Source organism: Bradyrhizobium sp. AZCC 1610, from assembly GCF_036924515.1.
GTDB lineage: Bacteria > Pseudomonadota > Alphaproteobacteria > Rhizobiales > Xanthobacteraceae > Bradyrhizobium.
Genome location: NZ_JAZHRR010000001.1, coordinates 5,827,778 through 5,842,254 on the forward strand (window position 1 = coordinate 5,827,778; position 14,477 = coordinate 5,842,254).

At 62.7% G+C, this 14,477-nt stretch carries 16 protein-coding genes and 1 tRNA gene; 8 read left to right on the top strand and 9 right to left on the bottom strand.

Annotation, left to right across the window (positions count from 1 at the left end; all coding sequences use genetic code 11):
* Positions 1–44 precede the first annotated feature (44 nt).
* Together greA and V1279_RS28650 are read left to right on the top strand one after the other, a co-directional pair.
* Positions 45–518: a transcription elongation factor GreA gene (greA, locus tag V1279_RS28645; protein WP_334442838.1), complete on the top strand. Its 474-nt coding sequence runs from the start codon at positions 45–47 to the stop codon at positions 516–518.
* A gap of 426 nt (positions 519–944) precedes the next feature.
* Entirely contained in the window at positions 945–1,355 is a 411-nt protein-coding gene (locus tag V1279_RS28650) for a DoxX family protein (RefSeq protein ID WP_334446607.1), read from the top strand.
* An 82-nt stretch (positions 1,356–1,437) separates the two neighbouring features.
* Here V1279_RS28650 and V1279_RS28655 read toward each other — a convergent pair whose 3' ends face one another.
* Positions 1,438–1,917, bottom strand: coding sequence for an Lrp/AsnC family transcriptional regulator (locus V1279_RS28655; protein WP_025590348.1), 480 nt, complete (start codon positions 1,915–1,917; stop codon positions 1,438–1,440).
* Positions 1,918–2,197: 280 nt separating this feature from the next.
* Here V1279_RS28655 and trxB point away from each other — a divergent pair, with 280 nt between their 5' ends.
* From trxB to dapA, 3 genes are all read left to right on the top strand, one after another.
* Positions 2,198–3,163: a thioredoxin-disulfide reductase gene (gene trxB, locus V1279_RS28660; protein ID WP_334442844.1), complete on the top strand. Its 966-nt coding sequence runs from the start codon at positions 2,198–2,200 to the stop codon at positions 3,161–3,163.
* 2 nt (positions 3,164–3,165) lie between these two features.
* The gene (locus tag V1279_RS28665; protein ID WP_334442847.1) at positions 3,166–4,089 is read left to right on the top strand and encodes a LysR family transcriptional regulator; all 924 of its coding nucleotides are present in this window, start codon (positions 3,166–3,168) and stop codon (positions 4,087–4,089) included.
* Positions 4,090–4,683: 594 nt separating this feature from the next.
* On the top strand, positions 4,684–5,616 hold the full coding sequence (gene dapA / locus V1279_RS28670) for a 4-hydroxy-tetrahydrodipicolinate synthase (RefSeq protein WP_334442851.1): 933 nt from the start codon (positions 4,684–4,686) through the stop codon (positions 5,614–5,616).
* Between the two features lie 48 nt (positions 5,617–5,664).
* Here the strand turns inward: dapA and V1279_RS28675 are convergent, their stop codons facing one another.
* Positions 5,665–5,805 carry a hypothetical protein gene (locus V1279_RS28675; RefSeq protein ID WP_334442854.1) on the bottom strand — a complete coding sequence of 47 codons (141 nt, stop codon included), beginning with the start codon at positions 5,803–5,805 and terminating at the stop codon, positions 5,665–5,667.
* A gap of 235 nt (positions 5,806–6,040) precedes the next feature.
* Between V1279_RS28675 and V1279_RS28680 the strand changes: the two genes are divergently transcribed.
* A complete protein-coding gene (locus tag V1279_RS28680; protein WP_334442856.1) occupies positions 6,041–6,175 on the top strand; it encodes a hypothetical protein in 135 nt (44 codons plus the stop codon).
* 176 nt (positions 6,176–6,351) lie between these two features.
* On the opposite strand, the gene V1279_RS28685 is transcribed toward V1279_RS28680, so the two are convergent.
* From V1279_RS28685 to V1279_RS28710, 6 genes are all read right to left on the bottom strand, one after another.
* Complete coding sequence (locus tag V1279_RS28685) at positions 6,352–7,032, bottom strand: ParA family protein (protein ID WP_334442859.1); 681 nt, start codon at positions 7,030–7,032, stop codon at positions 6,352–6,354.
* A gap of 186 nt (positions 7,033–7,218) precedes the next feature.
* Positions 7,219–7,548 (bottom strand): hypothetical protein, encoded by a 330-nt coding sequence (locus tag V1279_RS28690; RefSeq protein WP_442894832.1) that lies wholly within the window; start codon positions 7,546–7,548, stop codon positions 7,219–7,221.
* Between the two features lie 134 nt (positions 7,549–7,682).
* Positions 7,683–8,045 carry a hypothetical protein gene (locus V1279_RS28695; RefSeq protein ID WP_334442863.1) on the bottom strand — a complete coding sequence of 121 codons (363 nt, stop codon included), beginning with the start codon at positions 8,043–8,045 and terminating at the stop codon, positions 7,683–7,685.
* A gap of 131 nt (positions 8,046–8,176) precedes the next feature.
* A tRNA-His gene (locus V1279_RS28700) sits at positions 8,177–8,253 on the bottom strand.
* Between the two features lie 218 nt (positions 8,254–8,471).
* Positions 8,472–8,906, bottom strand: a complete 435-nt coding sequence (locus V1279_RS28705; protein WP_334442865.1) for a phasin — start codon at positions 8,904–8,906, stop codon at positions 8,472–8,474.
* Between the two features lie 243 nt (positions 8,907–9,149).
* The gene (locus V1279_RS28710) at positions 9,150–9,533 is read right to left on the bottom strand and encodes a phasin family protein (protein ID WP_334442868.1); all 384 of its coding nucleotides are present in this window, start codon (positions 9,531–9,533) and stop codon (positions 9,150–9,152) included.
* Positions 9,534–9,823: 290 nt separating this feature from the next.
* Here V1279_RS28710 and V1279_RS28715 point away from each other — a divergent pair, with 290 nt between their 5' ends.
* Positions 9,824–12,943: a PAS domain-containing sensor histidine kinase gene (locus V1279_RS28715; RefSeq protein ID WP_334442871.1), complete on the top strand. Its 3,120-nt coding sequence runs from the start codon at positions 9,824–9,826 to the stop codon at positions 12,941–12,943.
* Between the two features lie 36 nt (positions 12,944–12,979).
* On the opposite strand, the gene V1279_RS28720 is transcribed toward V1279_RS28715, so the two are convergent.
* The gene (locus tag V1279_RS28720) at positions 12,980–13,645 is read right to left on the bottom strand and encodes a glutathione S-transferase family protein (protein ID WP_334442874.1); all 666 of its coding nucleotides are present in this window, start codon (positions 13,643–13,645) and stop codon (positions 12,980–12,982) included.
* Positions 13,646–13,810: 165 nt separating this feature from the next.
* Between V1279_RS28720 and V1279_RS28725 the strand changes: the two genes are divergently transcribed.
* The gene (locus tag V1279_RS28725; protein ID WP_334442877.1) at positions 13,811–14,470 is read left to right on the top strand and encodes a TetR/AcrR family transcriptional regulator; all 660 of its coding nucleotides are present in this window, start codon (positions 13,811–13,813) and stop codon (positions 14,468–14,470) included.
* Positions 14,471–14,477 lie beyond the last annotated feature (7 nt).

Sequence of the window (14,477 nt, forward strand, 5' to 3'; positions counted from 1 at the left end):
AGCCTTTTGGCGGTTCGCACGATCGAAGGACAGAAGAGATGATGATGGAAAAGGTTCCGATGACCGCGAGCGGCTATGCCGCCCTGGAGGTTGAGTTGAAGCAGCGCCAGTCGGTGGAGCGTCCGCGCATCATCGAGCATATCGCCGAGGCGCGCTCGCATGGCGACCTTTCGGAGAACGCGGAATATCACGCCGCCAAGGAAGAGCAATCGCACAATGAAGGCCGTATCGCCGAGCTCGAAGACAAGCTCGCGCGCGCCGACATCATCGACATCTCGAAACTGTCCGGCGACACCGTCAAGTTCGGCGCCACCGTCACGCTGATCGACGAGGACACCGAGAAGAAAGCAGTGTGGCAAATCGTCGGCGAGCCGGAAGCCGATGCCAAGAAGGGCCGCATCTCGATCACCTCGCCACTGGCCCGCGCTCTGATCGGCAAGAAGAAGGGCTCGACCGTGGAAGTTGTGGCTCCCGGCGGCGCCAAGGCCTATGAAATCACCAAGGTCGAGTTTCGCTAGTCACCTGCAAGTTACTGTTGCGACAAAGCCGCGTTTGCCACGCGGCTTTTTTGTTGGCTGCGTACTGACAGGATTGTGAGTGGAGGTGCGGCGGGTTTTCATAATAACTGAATTTCGATAATGATTATCGACCATAACTAAATGAGAGATTGCGTTGCCGGGGTCGGAGCGGCGACGCGTCGTCATTTCGACGCAAGAAGAGATGCGGCGGGAGGCGCACTCCGACCTGCGGAAGAAGGCCGCGTGCCGCACGGCTACGTTGTTGCGCTGCAATCGCGACGACATTGCCAACCGATCACGCGCGAGGGGAATGATTCAGTTTCACAGGTGTTGTGTCGGCATCACACGCAATACGCCAACACCGTGTAATATCGGCACGCTAAGTTCTAGCGCGTCAAACCAAAGGGGGACGATGACATGGACCAAATCGACAAGATGCTCGCGAAATGGCAGCCGACGGCGCTGAGCCTGTTTCGCTTCGTTACCGGACTGCTGCTGTTTCAATTCGGCGTAGCGAAGATTCTGAAGTTTCCGACAATTCCGGAGGGTAACGCTGCCGCCTTCCTCAACAAGGTGCAGTTGATGTCGCTACCGGGAATAGCCGGTGCGCTCGAGTTGATTCTGGGCGCGCTTTTGCTGCTCGGACTGTTCACACGGCCCGTCGCCTTCATTCTTGCCGGCGAGATGGCCTTTGCTTATTTCATCGGTCATGCGCCGAGGAATTTTTTTCCGATCATCAACGGCGGCACGCTCGCGATCCTGTTCTGCTTCGCCTGCCTCTACCTGTCGACCGCGGGCGGCGGGCCATACAGCGTCGACGAGATGCGGAAGAAGTAACTGAAGTCTTGTTCGTCATTGCGAGCCAACGGGTCGGCGCAAAGCGCCGCCCGTTGGCTCCTCGCAATGACGCTGAGGCGACTCAGCCCGCAACCTTCACATCGAGCGGCACCGCCGCTTCATATTTCGAATTGTGCAGCACCAGCGACGTCCGCACGTTGCGCACGTGGGGTGCTGCCGTCAGGTGCGTGACGAAATCCTGAAACGTCGCCATGTCGGGCGCGACGCATTTGAGGATGAAATCGACCTCGCCCGACAGCATCCAGCATTCCCGCACCAACGGCTCGGCGCGGACGAAATCCTCGAACGCGCGCAAATCCGCGTCCGCCTGGCTGGACAGATGAACTGAAGCAAACACCGTGACATCGAAGCCGAGCCGGCGTGGATCCAGCAGGCCGCGGTAACCCTGGATGTAGCCCTCTTCCTCCAGCGTGCGGACCCGGCGCAGGCAGGGTGGCGGCGAAATACCGACGCGTTTGGCCAGTTCGACGTTGGTGATTCGGCCGTCGGCCTGGATCTCGGCAAGGATTTTGAGGTCGATTTCGTCAAGATTCTTCGACACGCGCGTCGGGTTCCCTGGTTTTGGCTGCGCTTGGCAGGTCTACTGGCAACTCTCTTAGCGCAGGCCGCGCGACTTGCGCAATTTTATTGCGCGTGCATTGCCATATTTCGCGATTGTTACTTCAGTTCCGGGGAAAATTCGCTGGGATGAATTGCAATTCTTGCATAGCTACCCAGATATCTTAGACTTGGATTTGACACTTTCAGCGCCCCGCGACGTCCTTCCGGGCGCTTTCTGCTTAAGTCACGAACAAACCCCCGAATAAGAGAGGGATCCGCCGATGCCCGCGCCTATCCATGCCAAGGTCGTCATTATCGGTTCCGGCCCCGCCGGTTACACCGCAGCGATCTACGCGGCGCGCGCGATGCTGGAGCCGGTGCTGATCCAGGGCATCCAGCCCGGCGGACAACTCACCATCACCACCGACGTGGAAAACTACCCCGGCTTCGCCGACGTCATCCAGGGCCCGTGGCTGATGGAACAGATGGAGAAGCAGGCGGCGCATGTCGGCACCAAGATTGTCACCGACTTCGTCAACAAGCTTGAGCTGGCGCAGCGGCCGTTCCGGCTGACCTGCGACAGCGGCGACGTCTATCTGGCGGAAACCGTGGTCCTCGCCACCGGCGCGCAGGCGCGCTGGCTCGGCATCCCCTCGGAAGAAAAGTTCAAGGGTTTTGGCGTCTCGGCCTGCGCGACCTGCGATGGCTTCTTTTACCGCGGCAAGGAAGTCATGGTCGTCGGCGGCGGCAATACCGCGGTCGAGGAAGCGCTGTTCCTCACCAAGTTCGCCTCGCAGGTGACGATCGTGCATCGCCGCGATCACTTCCGCGCCGAGCGCATCCTGCAGGATCGCCTGTTCAAGAACCCCAAGATCAAGGTGGTCTGGGACTCCGCGATCGACGAAATCTGCGGCACCGAAAATCCCGGCAAGGTCACCCATGTTCGCCTGAAGAACGTCAGGACCGGCACGCTGACCGATGTGCCGGCCGACGGCGTCTTCATCGCCATCGGCCACGCGCCCGCAACCGACCTCGTCAAAGGCCAGATCAAGCTGAAACCCTCCGGCTATGTCGAGGTGGCGCCGAACTCGACCGCCACCTCGATTCCCGGCCTGTTCGCCGCCGGCGACGTGGCCGACGAAACTTACCGGCAGGCGGTCACGGCGGCCGGCCTCGGCTGCATGGCCGCCCTTGAGGCTGAACGTTTCCTGGCTTTGCGCGCGAGCGACCGCGCGGCGGCAGAATAGTCATGGTTCGAACGCGGAACGGATCTACGGACATGGATTGGGACAAGCTGAAGGTGTTTCACGCGGCGGCGGAAGCGGGAAGCTTTACCCATGCCGGCGAGCAACTCGGCCTTTCGCAATCGGCGGTATCGCGGCAGGTCAGCGCGCTGGAGCAGGAGCTCGCGGTGTCGCTGTTCCATCGCCACGCGCGCGGGCTCATCCTCACTGAGCAGGGCGACTTGCTGTTCCGCACCGCGCATGACGTGTTCATGCAGTTGCAGGCGGCGCGCGCCAAGCTGACCGACAGCCGCGAGCGGCCGAGCGGCGACCTCAAGATCACCACGCCGCCGGCGCTCGGCATCAACTGGCTGATCCCGCGGCTCGACGAGTTCACCGCGCTCTATCCTGATATCCGCATCTCGCTGATCGTCACCGACGAGGATCTCGATCTGTCGATGCGCGAGGCCGACGTCGCGATCCGGACCCGCAAGCCGACCCAGCCGGACCTGATCCAGCGCAAGCTGTTCTCGATCGGCTTCCATGCCTATTGCTCGCCCGAATACATCAAGCGCTTCGGCACGCCGCGGACGCTCGACGACCTCGACTCGCATCGCATCATCATGCTTGGCGATTCCCAGGTGCCGCCGCATTTGGCGAACCGCAGCTGGCTGATCGACGCCGGCCGCAACGGCTCGGGCCCGCGCGAAGCCTATTTTAAGGTCAACAATATCCTGGGGCTGGTCCGCGCCTGCCAGCAGGGGCTCGGCATCGCCGCGCTGCCCGACTACCTGGTCGAGGAGAACAACCGCTTGGTGCAGCTGTTCGGCGAAACCGACTCGATTCAAGTCGATACGTATTTCGTCTATCCCGAGGAACTGAAGACAGTCGCACGCGTGCAGGTGTTCCGCGATTTCGTGGTGAGCAAGGCGCAGCGCTGGCCCTCCTAGGAAGCGGTGACGTTTCGTCATCCCGCTTTGCGGATTAGCCTATTTTATAGAGGGCCCGCTCACCGCATGACTGACATGCGGCTTGGACGGTTGCTGCACAGCACTGATGAGGATCATAGTGCTCAAACGCTGAGCGGTCGCGTCGCGCATATGTCCCCCTCCTCCAGTGGCGCGGCAGTTCAGTAATCCCTCTTGGAAGGTGATTGTGTCGGCCTCACGTGGCCAATACCTCAAGCCGGGCTCTCTTGGGCCCGGCTTTTTTTTGCGCCCAAGTCTTTTCATCGACAAGTCTTTTCAGGCCCAAGTCTTTTCAGGCCCAAGTCTTTTTCATCGACAGGCCTTTTTCATCGACAAGTCTTTTTCATCGGCAGGCCAAGGTGCTGCGCGGATTGACATTGAGGTCCCCTGCCACCATCATCCGCACATGATCACGCGTTCGTGCGCAGCTTTGTCGTCGAAAAAAGGTCCCCACTTGGGGACCCGAGATCGACGCGCGCGCTAGTCTGCCGCAACCCGCGATCCGAAAGCCCCGCCGTCTGGACGGGGTTTTTTTGTTGGTCCCGTCTCCGGTTCACCCCATGAGGAGATGGAACGATGACTGCCCCTTCGACTAACGATCTCACAAGCCGCTTGCAGGGCCTGTGGCTGCCGCTCATCACGCCGTTTCGCGACGGCGAACTCGACGAGGCGTCGTTACGCCGGCTCGTCAGGCACTACGCGGCGGGCCCGGTCGATGGCTTCATTCTCGCGGCGACGTCGGGCGAAGGCATGTCGCTCCGTGCGGACGAACTCGAGCGGCTGGTGACGGTAACGCGCGGCGAGCTGTCCGGCAGCGGTCGCCACCTGCCGATCCTGTTGGGCCTGTCAGGCGCCTCTACCGCGAAGCTCTTGGATGCGCTGGATGAGACGGCGACCTGGCCGATCGACGGTTATCTGATCGCGAGCCCCTATTACATCCGCCCCTCGCAGCGCGGCCTGGTGCAGCACTTCACCGCACTCGCCGATCACGCCTCGTGGCCGATCGTGCTCTACAACATCCCCTACCGGACCGGCGTCAGCCTCACCAACGAGACGCTGCTGCAGCTCGCCTTGCATCCGAACATCGTCGGCATGAAGGATTGCGGCGCCGACCGCGCGCAGTCGATCGATTTCCTGGGCAGACGGCCATCCGGCTTCCGCGTGCTGACCGGCGAAGACGCGCTGTATCACGAAGCGCTCGCCGACGGCGCCGATGGCGCGATCCTGCTGTCGGCGCATCTGGAGACCGACGCCTTCGCATCGGTGCGGACGCTGTTGAAGCAGGGCGACCGTAACGCCGCGCTGGCGGGCTGGAAGGCCATTTCCGCGCTGACCCGGCTGCTGTTCGCCGAGCCGAGCCCTGCGCCCGCAAAATACTGGCTGGCGCGCGGCGGGCTGATCGACAGCGCCGAGGTTCGCCTGCCGATGGTGGAGGTGAGCGCGGAGCTCGCGGCGTTGCTTGACGAGGAAATCGAGCGACGCAGGCCGCAGCTGTTGCGGCGGGCGTAGGATGCGACCGGCTCCCTCTCGCCTCGATGGCGGGAGGGAGCAACTGGATCAGCTGACCAGCAGGCGATAGGTCAGTACCGGCGCGAAGCCGAGCACCATCGCCCAGATGGCAAACGACGACACCAGCAGAACGTCATGCGCTCGCTGGGCGAGTTCGCCGATCGGATATTTTTTGTCATGCGTGATCATTGTCATTCCCCCCGGTGATGTTCCTTGAGGAGAAATACCTACAGTTAAAATTTTAATGTCGCGGTCGGGCCTTCGCTCGAAGTTGCGGCTTCGCACTCACCAGCCATTAACCAGGATATCGCGGTGGTTAACCGGCGGTAGCAGGCGCGGTCAAATGCAAGCGAAATCGCAACCGGGTCTTTAAAACCGGTCGCGTATCAAGATGCCGGGAGCAACAAAAACGCGGGGGCGCGCCGTGCACTTCGAAAACAACAACACCATCCCTCAACAGGGATTTTCCACCGAGGACATTCTGTGGGGCGTCGGCATCTGGTCGGTGATCCTGACGCTGTCGCCGGTCGTGGTGTTCTACGTGCTGATGGTGGCGTAAGACCACCTCTACCTCCGTCATTGCGAGGAGCGAAGCGACGAAGCAATCCAGACTTCCTTTTTGGCCTTCTGGATTGCTTCGCTTGCGCTCGCAATGACGGGTTCTTCGCCACCCAAAAAGAAAAACGCGCGGAGCGCCGCGCGTCTTTGTCAGTCCGGGAAAAGAAAGCGGCGTTGTTACGCCGCCTGCTTGTGCATGGCGCCCGATGCCGATGCCGTTCCGCGGATCGCCTTGATCGAACGTTCGATCGCGCCCCACAGCCTGGTGATCTCCGCCGCCGCGCGGCCTTCGGCGTAATATTCGCGGGCGCCTTCGCCCTGGCTCAGCGCCATCAACAGATCGGCGCGGTTGGTGATCTGGCCGCTCCACACCGGCGCACGGAATTTAGCCAGCGCTTCGCGCGCGATGGTGACGATGCGGCTCTCGACGCTGTCGCGTTCGGCAGGCGCGCCGTTGATCACGACCGCGTAGGGCTTGCGCGCCGAGCGGCAGGTCTGAATCGTTTCCTGCACCGCGTTGACGTCGAACACGCCGGGCCGCGCCGGAATGATCACCATCGTGGCGTTGCGGATCGCGTCGTCGACGACGGCCGACAGATTGGGCGGCGTGTCGATGAATACCCATTCGATGCCGTCGCGCTTGGCGGCAGCGACGATGCCGCTGACGGAATTCACCGCGGCCTTGATCGGCGGTTCGTTGGTGCCGCGCAATTTATGCCAGAGCGTAAGCGATCCCTGCGGGTCGGCATCGACCAGAAGGATGGGCTTCGTTGCCTTGTGAACATGGGCAGCGAGATGAGCAGCCAGGGTACTCTTTCCCGAGCCCCCCTTACGTGATGCGAAAACAATTACGTTCATATCTTGGCCTCCAGTTGACCCCAGAAGCTGAAAATGAATCAGCGCGCTGATTCGTGAAAGAAAAATTTATCCTGTGCCGCGATGAAGCCACTTAATTGCCAACAAGGCTGGTTTTTGAGTCACACCGTGCAACCCCGGTGACCGAACGGAAATCGGCAAGGCCGCCTTGCAAGACCTTGATTGCGCTCATTGCGCGCTTTTTGCGCGCTCGCGTTCGAGTTTTGCACGCTCGCGTTCAAGCCATTTGCGCTCGATCCATCCGAGCCCTTGCGCCATCGGCTTCTGCAGCGGCGGCACGTCCTGCGCGAACAAAAGGAGTCCGAGCGGCAGCATCCAGAGTCCGAGCACCGGCAGGAAGCTGAGAAAGCCGCCGACAACCAGGAGAAACGCGAGCGGAATACGGACGTAGATCGATGATGGCTTACGTACCCAGCCGACGAACTTCGACGGCCCCGACGGCAGCTTCTTCTGAAACCAGGCAAAGTGCCGGTCCAGTTCTTTTTGATGTGCGCTCAATGAAACCCTCTCCTCTTGCCCGAAGAAGATGTTCATTGCAGGCGCCGCAAACAAGGCGTCAGTCTGCCGCGCGAGGAAACCTTAAAATGGCGTAATGTCGTCAGATCGCCCGCGCTGTCAGGTCGCCCGCGCCGTCAGGTCGCGCGTTTCGCCGGCTTTTTGGCCTTGCGCGGCTTGCCGCTTACGGCCTTGCGCGGCGTTGCGGGCCGGATGACCGTCGGACGGCCGGCCGGCCTGGCCGCGGCCGCGCCCGGCTCGGGATCCGGCCTGAAATGCGCCCGGCAGGCCGGCGAGAGCTGGGATTTTTTGGCGACCATGCAGGCGGTCACGCGACTGATATCGGGGATCTCGGAACTGCAGAGCCGGAACGCGTCACCGGTGCAGGCCTGCTCCTGTTCGGGCGTGTAGCCCTGGCCGGCTGCGGGCCCGATCGAAACCGACAGCGCTACGGCCAGCAGCAAACCAAACTGAAAATCCCCCGCTCGAAAAATCGTCATCCATCCCCCCCCCCAGCGCAAAGCTTGGCGGAATTGTGGGTGAACGGATCAGGATTCGCAAGCACGGGTGGACGACACGCCACAGCACAAGTGCTGCGGTGGGTCGGGAGGCAAGTTGGCTTCGTGAGGGCTGGTACAGTTGGGTGGGCTCGAACCACCGACCTCCTGTTCCACAGACAGGCGCTCTAACCAACTGAGCTACAACTGCATCCCTCACGCGAGGCCTCAAAAAGGGGGCCTGCGAATGGGCCGGAAACTAGGTGCAACGCCTCGCTTTGGCAAGGCCGGGAAGCGCCTGATTATATAGTCGTCCGGAAGGCATTTTGCGTTCATCTCCGGGCGTCGCGGACGGCGTCAAAAGCATTGCCCGACAGCAAAAGGCCCGGGCCGATCGCCCGGGCCTTTCTCGATGAGGGACGAAGGCGGTCAGGCGGCCGGCTTGTAGAGCTTCGAGGCCGAGGCCTTGATCGGCTCGACGGTCTCGGTCGCGACCTTCTGGCCGAGCTCGGTGAGCTCCTTGGCTTGTGTCGTCAAGGTCTCGTACTGCTTGCGGGCATGCGAGGTCCACAGCTCCATCGCCGCCGCCGGCGTCTTCACGCCGAACAGCTCCTGCGCGAAATCGAGCGAGGACGAGGTGTTGGCCTTGAAGAACTCGATCAGCTTGGCGTTGTACTCACTGGCGCCCTTGCTGGCCGAGGTGAACACGGCCTCGATGGTGCCGTTATGGGTTTCGGCCGCATCCTTGAACTTGGCGTAGCTGTCGCGGGCCTGCGAAACGCCCTTTTCGGCAAGCGCGCGCATCTGCTCGGGGACTTCGAAGGGGATGATGGAGGCAGAGAAGGGATCGGTGGGGCTGGTCACGGCTTGCATCCTTCACAATGGGGTTAAAACGGCATTTCCCCCTGCGGACCGCCGGGCAGGCAAGGCGGGCCGAAAGGTCACGCACACACTCACGGAAAGTGCCCATCCACGGGCTCGCCCAATTAGAACCAATATCATGTCAAATTTGTGCAGCGCACTGCAATTTCTGGTGCATCGCCGCGTATTTAACCCGGCATGCGAGTTCCATCAGGCCAGCGGTAGCTTCTCGCCGATGGCGGCAGCTCACGCTTTCGGCTTGGTCGCGTCGATGGCGGCCTTGGTAACGGTCTGTCCCATCTCGCTGGCCTGCTCCGCCAGCGAGCGCATCAGGCTCTGCACATATTCGCTGTGCAGCCGCGTTACTTCGGTCACGTCCTTGGCTTGCAGCAGCGACTCCGCGTGATCGAGCGAGGCCTGCACGTTCTTCTCGGCATAGCCGATGGCCTTACTGCTGACATCCTTGGCGCCGGCGCGAACCGTGGCGTTGCGCTCCTCGATGGAGCCGGCGGCGGCCTGCGCGGAGGCGACGAATTTCTCGAAGGCCTTGCGGGCCTGCTCGACACTCGCTTCTGCCATCGATCGCATTTCCTTGGGTATCTCGAAACGGTCTCGCACATCGTCGCTCATGGTGTGCTCCTTTGCGTTGGCAGGGATTGCGTCCGGATACCGTCAGGGGGCCGCTCCGGGGACGGATGCGGCGCCGGGGAGGTTCCTCGTTGAACCCTTGACGGCCGTTTGCAACCACCCAACGCGGCGGCCGGCCAAAGGGTCCAGCCGGGTTAAGGTTATCCGCCGCTTAGATTACCGCCAGCCCGCCGGGCCGTGGACCTGCCGCTGCCGGCTTGCGATAGTAACGTTCCCTTAACGCTTTCAGCGTTTGGGCGCCGATTTTGAAGCCGGACGGTCATGTAATTGCGATGAAGGATGCGGAATTTCAGTGGCTGGCGCCCGGCGATCCGCGATTGGCGGCCTATGCGGCGAGCCGCCTGCCCGCCTGGCTGTGGACCGCCGACGGCAGGCGGATCCTGTGGGCCAATCCGGCCGGCGCCCGCCTGTTCGGCGCAGCCAGCGCCGCAGCCCTTGCCGAAAAAACCTTCGGGCCGGCCGACCGGCACCGGCGGCAGATCGCGCGGCTCGCAGGCCGGCTGCTCGCCAACGGCGCCATCCGGCTGGAGCGCTTGCAGGGATTTGGCGCAGCGCCCGGCATGCTCTCGACCTGCGGCGCGTCGCGGTTCGACTTTCCCAATGGCAGCCACGGCGTTCTGATCGCCGCCGGCAACATCGCGCTGATCGCGCCGCGCCCGGCGCAGGCGCAGTCCGATAACGAGATGCGGCCGGCCACCGCATCATCAGAGCCAACCTTGTCAGAGCCAGTCTTGTCAGAGCCAGTCTTGCAGCCGAGCGCGCCCGCCATGCCCGTCATCGAGCAACCGGTCGCGCCGCAACCGGCTCCCGATTACCAGCAGCCGGCACCGTCGGGCGAAGCGCCCGCCGAGTTTGCGTTGTTCGATGCGTTTGAGCCTGCCGCCGCAGGCGAGCCGCCCGCAGCCGAAACCATTGCGCGCGCGCCACCGCCTGCGATCGAAGTATTTGCCGGCCAGCAGGCGCGCCGCCTGCCGCTGCGCTTCACCTGGCAGATGGATCGGGAAGGCCGCTTCGCGCTCGGCACCGACGAATTTTTGGGCCTGATCGGCCCGCGCACCACGGCCGCTTTCGGCCGGCCATGGCGCGAGATCGCCGAGACCTTCGGGCTAGATCCCACCGGCCGGATGATGCAGGCCTTTGCGACGGGCGCGACCTGGAGCGGCATCATGCTGAACTGGCCGGTGGACGGCGGCGGCACCTTGCCCGTCGAACTGTCCGGCCTGCCGATCTTCGACGGGGCGCGGAATTTCATCGGCTATCGCGGCTTCGGCGTCTGTCGCGATTTCGATGCGCTGGCGCGGCTCGCCGCCCTGCGCCTGGCGGAATTGTCCGGCGAGATGGTGACGCCGCAAGAACCGTCCACCGCGCCATCTGCCGAGCCGACCAGCGTTGCATCGCCTTCATCAGACGAATTGCCTGAACCGATTGCTGCCAAAACTTCTGCTGCAGAGAGTTCTGCTGCAGAGCCTTCACATCAAAAAGATTTGGATACGCCCGTGGAACCTCCCAAGGAAGCCGTAGAGGAAAGCGTCCAGGAAATCGTCAACGAAAGCGTTCTGGAAATCGCCAAGGACACGCTGACGGAAACCACAACGGAGTTGCCGGCAGACGCTGCCGCAAACGTCTTGCCGTTCCGCGTCCCCGGCGAAGCGAAGCAGCCAGTGTTGACGCCGGTTGAAAACAGCGCCTTCGACGAACTCGCGCGGCAATTGTCAGCGCGGCTCGAAACCGAGAACGGCAACGGGGCGGCGTTGGACGCCGCCGGCGAAACCATCTTCGAACCGCTGGCCGCGCCGCCCGAATGGCTTGCGCCGCCAGAGCCGCCCGCGCGCGGCGAAGCGGCGCGCGACAAGGCGCTGCTCGATCTCTTGCCGGTCGGCATCCTGATCTACCGGCTCGACCGGCTGCTCTATGCCAACCCCGCCTTCCTGACGCAGATGGGCTATCCGAGCCTGCACGCGCTGGAGGAAGCCGGCGGCCTCGACGCGCTCTATGTCGAACCCGGCACGTCCAACGCCTCCTCGACATCGGACACCGGCAGACCGGTGACGATTTCCGCAAGCGGACCTGCGGACGCAGATGCGCCCTCATCGGCGGCAGAGGCCCGCCTCTACACGATTTCATGGGACGGCGATTCCGCCCTCGCCTTGATCTTCTCGGGCACGCGCCATGAGGGCGCGGCGATCGCGGCCGCCATCGCGCGCGCCGAGCCAGCATCGGAGCCTGACGTCTTCGAACCGTCGGTATCGGAGCCTGACGCTTCCGAATCGTCTGATGTCGGCCATGCCAACGCCGAAGACCTTGCCGCCATCCTCGACACCACGGCCGAAGGCATCGTGATGTTCGACGCCGAGGGCAACATCCATGCGGCCAACCGCAGCGCCGAAGCGCTGTTCGGCCATGACGCCGACGAACTCGCGCGACGCAATCTCGCGGAACTGTTCGCGCCCGAAAGCCGGCACGGCGTGTTCGAATATCTCGCCGGCATCAAGGCTTCCGGCGTCGCCAGCCTGCTCGATCACGGCCGCGAGGTGCTGGCGCGCGAAAGCAAGGGCGGCATCATCCCGCTGTCGATGACCATGGGCCGCACCCGCCCTGATGGCCCGAATTTCTTCGCAGTGTTCCGCGATCTCTCGCAAGCCAAGCAGACCGAGAGCGAATTGCGCGAGGCGCGCCGGCTGGCCGAACGCGCCGCCAATGCCAAGGCCGACGTACTGGCGCGGATCAGCCACGAGGTGCGGACGCCGCTGAACGCCATCATCGGCTTTTCCGAAGTGATGATCGGCGAGCGTTTCGGCGCGCTCGGCAACGAGCGCTACCTCGAATACATGAAGGACATCCGCGCCTCCGGCGAACGCGTGATCGCCATCATCAACGACCTGCTCGACCTGTCCCGGATCGAAACCGGCAAGCTCGATCTCGCCTTCACCAACCAGAACCTCAACGAACTGGTCGAGAGCTGCGTTGCGGTGTTGCAGCCGCAGGCCAATCGCGAGCGCATCATCATCCGCACCTCGCTCGCGCACATGTTGCCGCCTGTGATCGCGGACGCGCGGGCCTTGCGCCAGATCGCGCTGAACCTGATCGGCAATTCGATCCATCTCGCCAATGCCGGCGGCCAGGTCATCGTCTCGACTGCGCTGTCCGATTTCGGCGAGGTAATGCTGCGGGTCCGCGACACCGGCCACGGCCTCAACGACAATGAGGTTGCCGCCGCGCTCCAGCCGTTCCGCACCGCGGCGCCGTCGGATCGGGCCGAGAGTTCGGCCGTCAGCCTGTCGCTGACCAAAGCGCTTGTCGAAGCCAACCGCGCCAAATTCCAGATCAGGACCGGCAGCCGTTCGGGCACGCTGATCGAGATCGTGTTTCCGCACGCGGTCGCGCGCGCCTGACCGGAGACAAACGGACGCGCGTACCCGCGGTGTCGATCACGTCGCTTTTGACGGAAGAAACGCTGGAACGCTGAGGCCCTGGCCGCGCAAGTAATCGGTCATCGGTCCGACGACCTTGATGACCGCCGGTCTTGCCGTCATGCGCTGCCGCCATTGCAGAAGCCTCGGCGTTTCGCTGGTCATGTCGGCGCCCCAGCGCGCACCGAACAGCTGGGCCATATAGAACGCGATATCGGCAAAGGAATACGCGCCGCCGAGAAAGTCGCGGTCATCAAGCACGCTCTCCATTGTTCGATAATAGGCGGCGGCGCCCGCGCGCGCGAGCTCCGCGGCGGGATCGAGCGGCGTTTTCCAGAGCTGCATCAATTTGATGATGTGAGGGAAATAGACCTCATCCGATTCATGCTCCAGCCGGCGACACCAGGCCCGTGCTGCAGAAGTCGCAGGCCACAGCGCAGGATGCGGCTTGATGTCTTCAAGGTACTCGAAAATCTGGGTGGAATCGAATATCTCGAGGTCGCCGTCGATCAGCACGGGGACCTGCCGCTTTGGATTGATGCGCAGGACTTCCGGATGCTTTGGCGCGTAACCCTCCTTCATGGTGAAGGGGACCATGACCAGTTCGAAATCGATGTTCTTCTCGTGCGCGGCGATCTGGACCTTTGCGCCGAACATACTCAGGGGGCCGGAGAACAGCCGCATTCTGCGATTGCTGTTTCGATGCGGGTCTCGGCCGGATTGAACGTTCTCGGGCATCGATTACCCACTCCTCAATCATCATCACGGATGGGATAAAAACAAACAGGTTGCCCTGTTTTTGTCAATCCGGTAGACCGCTTGCGATGCCGATAGGGGTGGGAGTCTCTCATGACCAGGAAGCCAACCAGCGGCCGCTCGCGAACCAACGATCCCGCCGGAGTGAGAAAACGCATCCTGGATGCGACAGCGGACGCCTTCCAGAAGCGTGGCTACCACTCGACCAGCACCCACGACGTTGTTCGAGCGGCCGGCGTGACGGCGGGCGCGCTCCACCATCATTTCCCTACGAAGAAAGTCCTTGCGCTTAACGTCATCCAGGAGCGCGTCGCGCAAGCTGTCGACAAGCATTGGCTCGAGCCGGTCAGGTCCGCACGCGGCGCGGAGGAAGGGATACGCACGGCGTTCGAGCAGATCGCGACGGCCCTGGACCGGTCCAGGACCATTCTGGGATGCCCGCTCAACAATCTGGCGCTCGAGCTTTGCGCGGCAGATTCCGAATTTCGAGAGGCGATCGAGAAGATCTATGACAATTGGCGCAAGGTCATTGCGGACAAACTGCGGGCGGATTTCCTCGGCGCCTTCGACGCCGAGGCCTTGGCCACCTTCGTCATTGCGTCTTATTCAGGCGCTATCGCCCAGGCCAAGGCAACGCAAAGCACGGCTCCTCTTCGGACGTGTGCCGCGCAACTGGCGTTTCACTTTCGCTCAAGGCAAATGCCGAAGGCCCAAATGCCGAAAGCCAAAGCCGCGCACGCTTCAAAGCCGTAGCGAAACT

Coding starts and splice junctions, on each gene's coding strand:
- greA (WP_334442838.1), top strand. CDS start 45: ATGGAAAAGGTTCCGATGACCGCGAGCGGCTATGCCGCCCTGGAGGTT.
- trxB (WP_334442844.1), top strand. CDS start 2,198: ATGCCCGCGCCTATCCATGCCAAGGTCGTCATTATCGGTTCCGGCCCC.
- V1279_RS28665 (WP_334442847.1), top strand. CDS start 3,166: ATGGTTCGAACGCGGAACGGATCTACGGACATGGATTGGGACAAGCTG.
- dapA (WP_334442851.1), top strand. CDS start 4,684: ATGACTGCCCCTTCGACTAACGATCTCACAAGCCGCTTGCAGGGCCTG.
- V1279_RS28675 (WP_334442854.1), bottom strand. CDS start 5,805: ATGATCACGCATGACAAAAAATATCCGATCGGCGAACTCGCCCAGCGA.
- V1279_RS28685 (WP_334442859.1), bottom strand. CDS start 7,032: ATGAACGTAATTGTTTTCGCATCACGTAAGGGGGGCTCGGGAAAGAGT.
- V1279_RS28695 (WP_334442863.1), bottom strand. CDS start 8,045: ATGACGATTTTTCGAGCGGGGGATTTTCAGTTTGGTTTGCTGCTGGCC.
- V1279_RS28710 (WP_334442868.1), bottom strand. CDS start 9,533: ATGAGCGACGATGTGCGAGACCGTTTCGAGATACCCAAGGAAATGCGA.
- V1279_RS28715 (WP_334442871.1), top strand. CDS start 9,824: ATGAAGGATGCGGAATTTCAGTGGCTGGCGCCCGGCGATCCGCGATTG.
- V1279_RS28720 (WP_334442874.1), bottom strand. CDS start 13,645: ATGCGGCTGTTCTCCGGCCCCCTGAGTATGTTCGGCGCAAAGGTCCAG.
- V1279_RS28725 (WP_334442877.1), top strand. CDS start 13,811: ATGACCAGGAAGCCAACCAGCGGCCGCTCGCGAACCAACGATCCCGCC.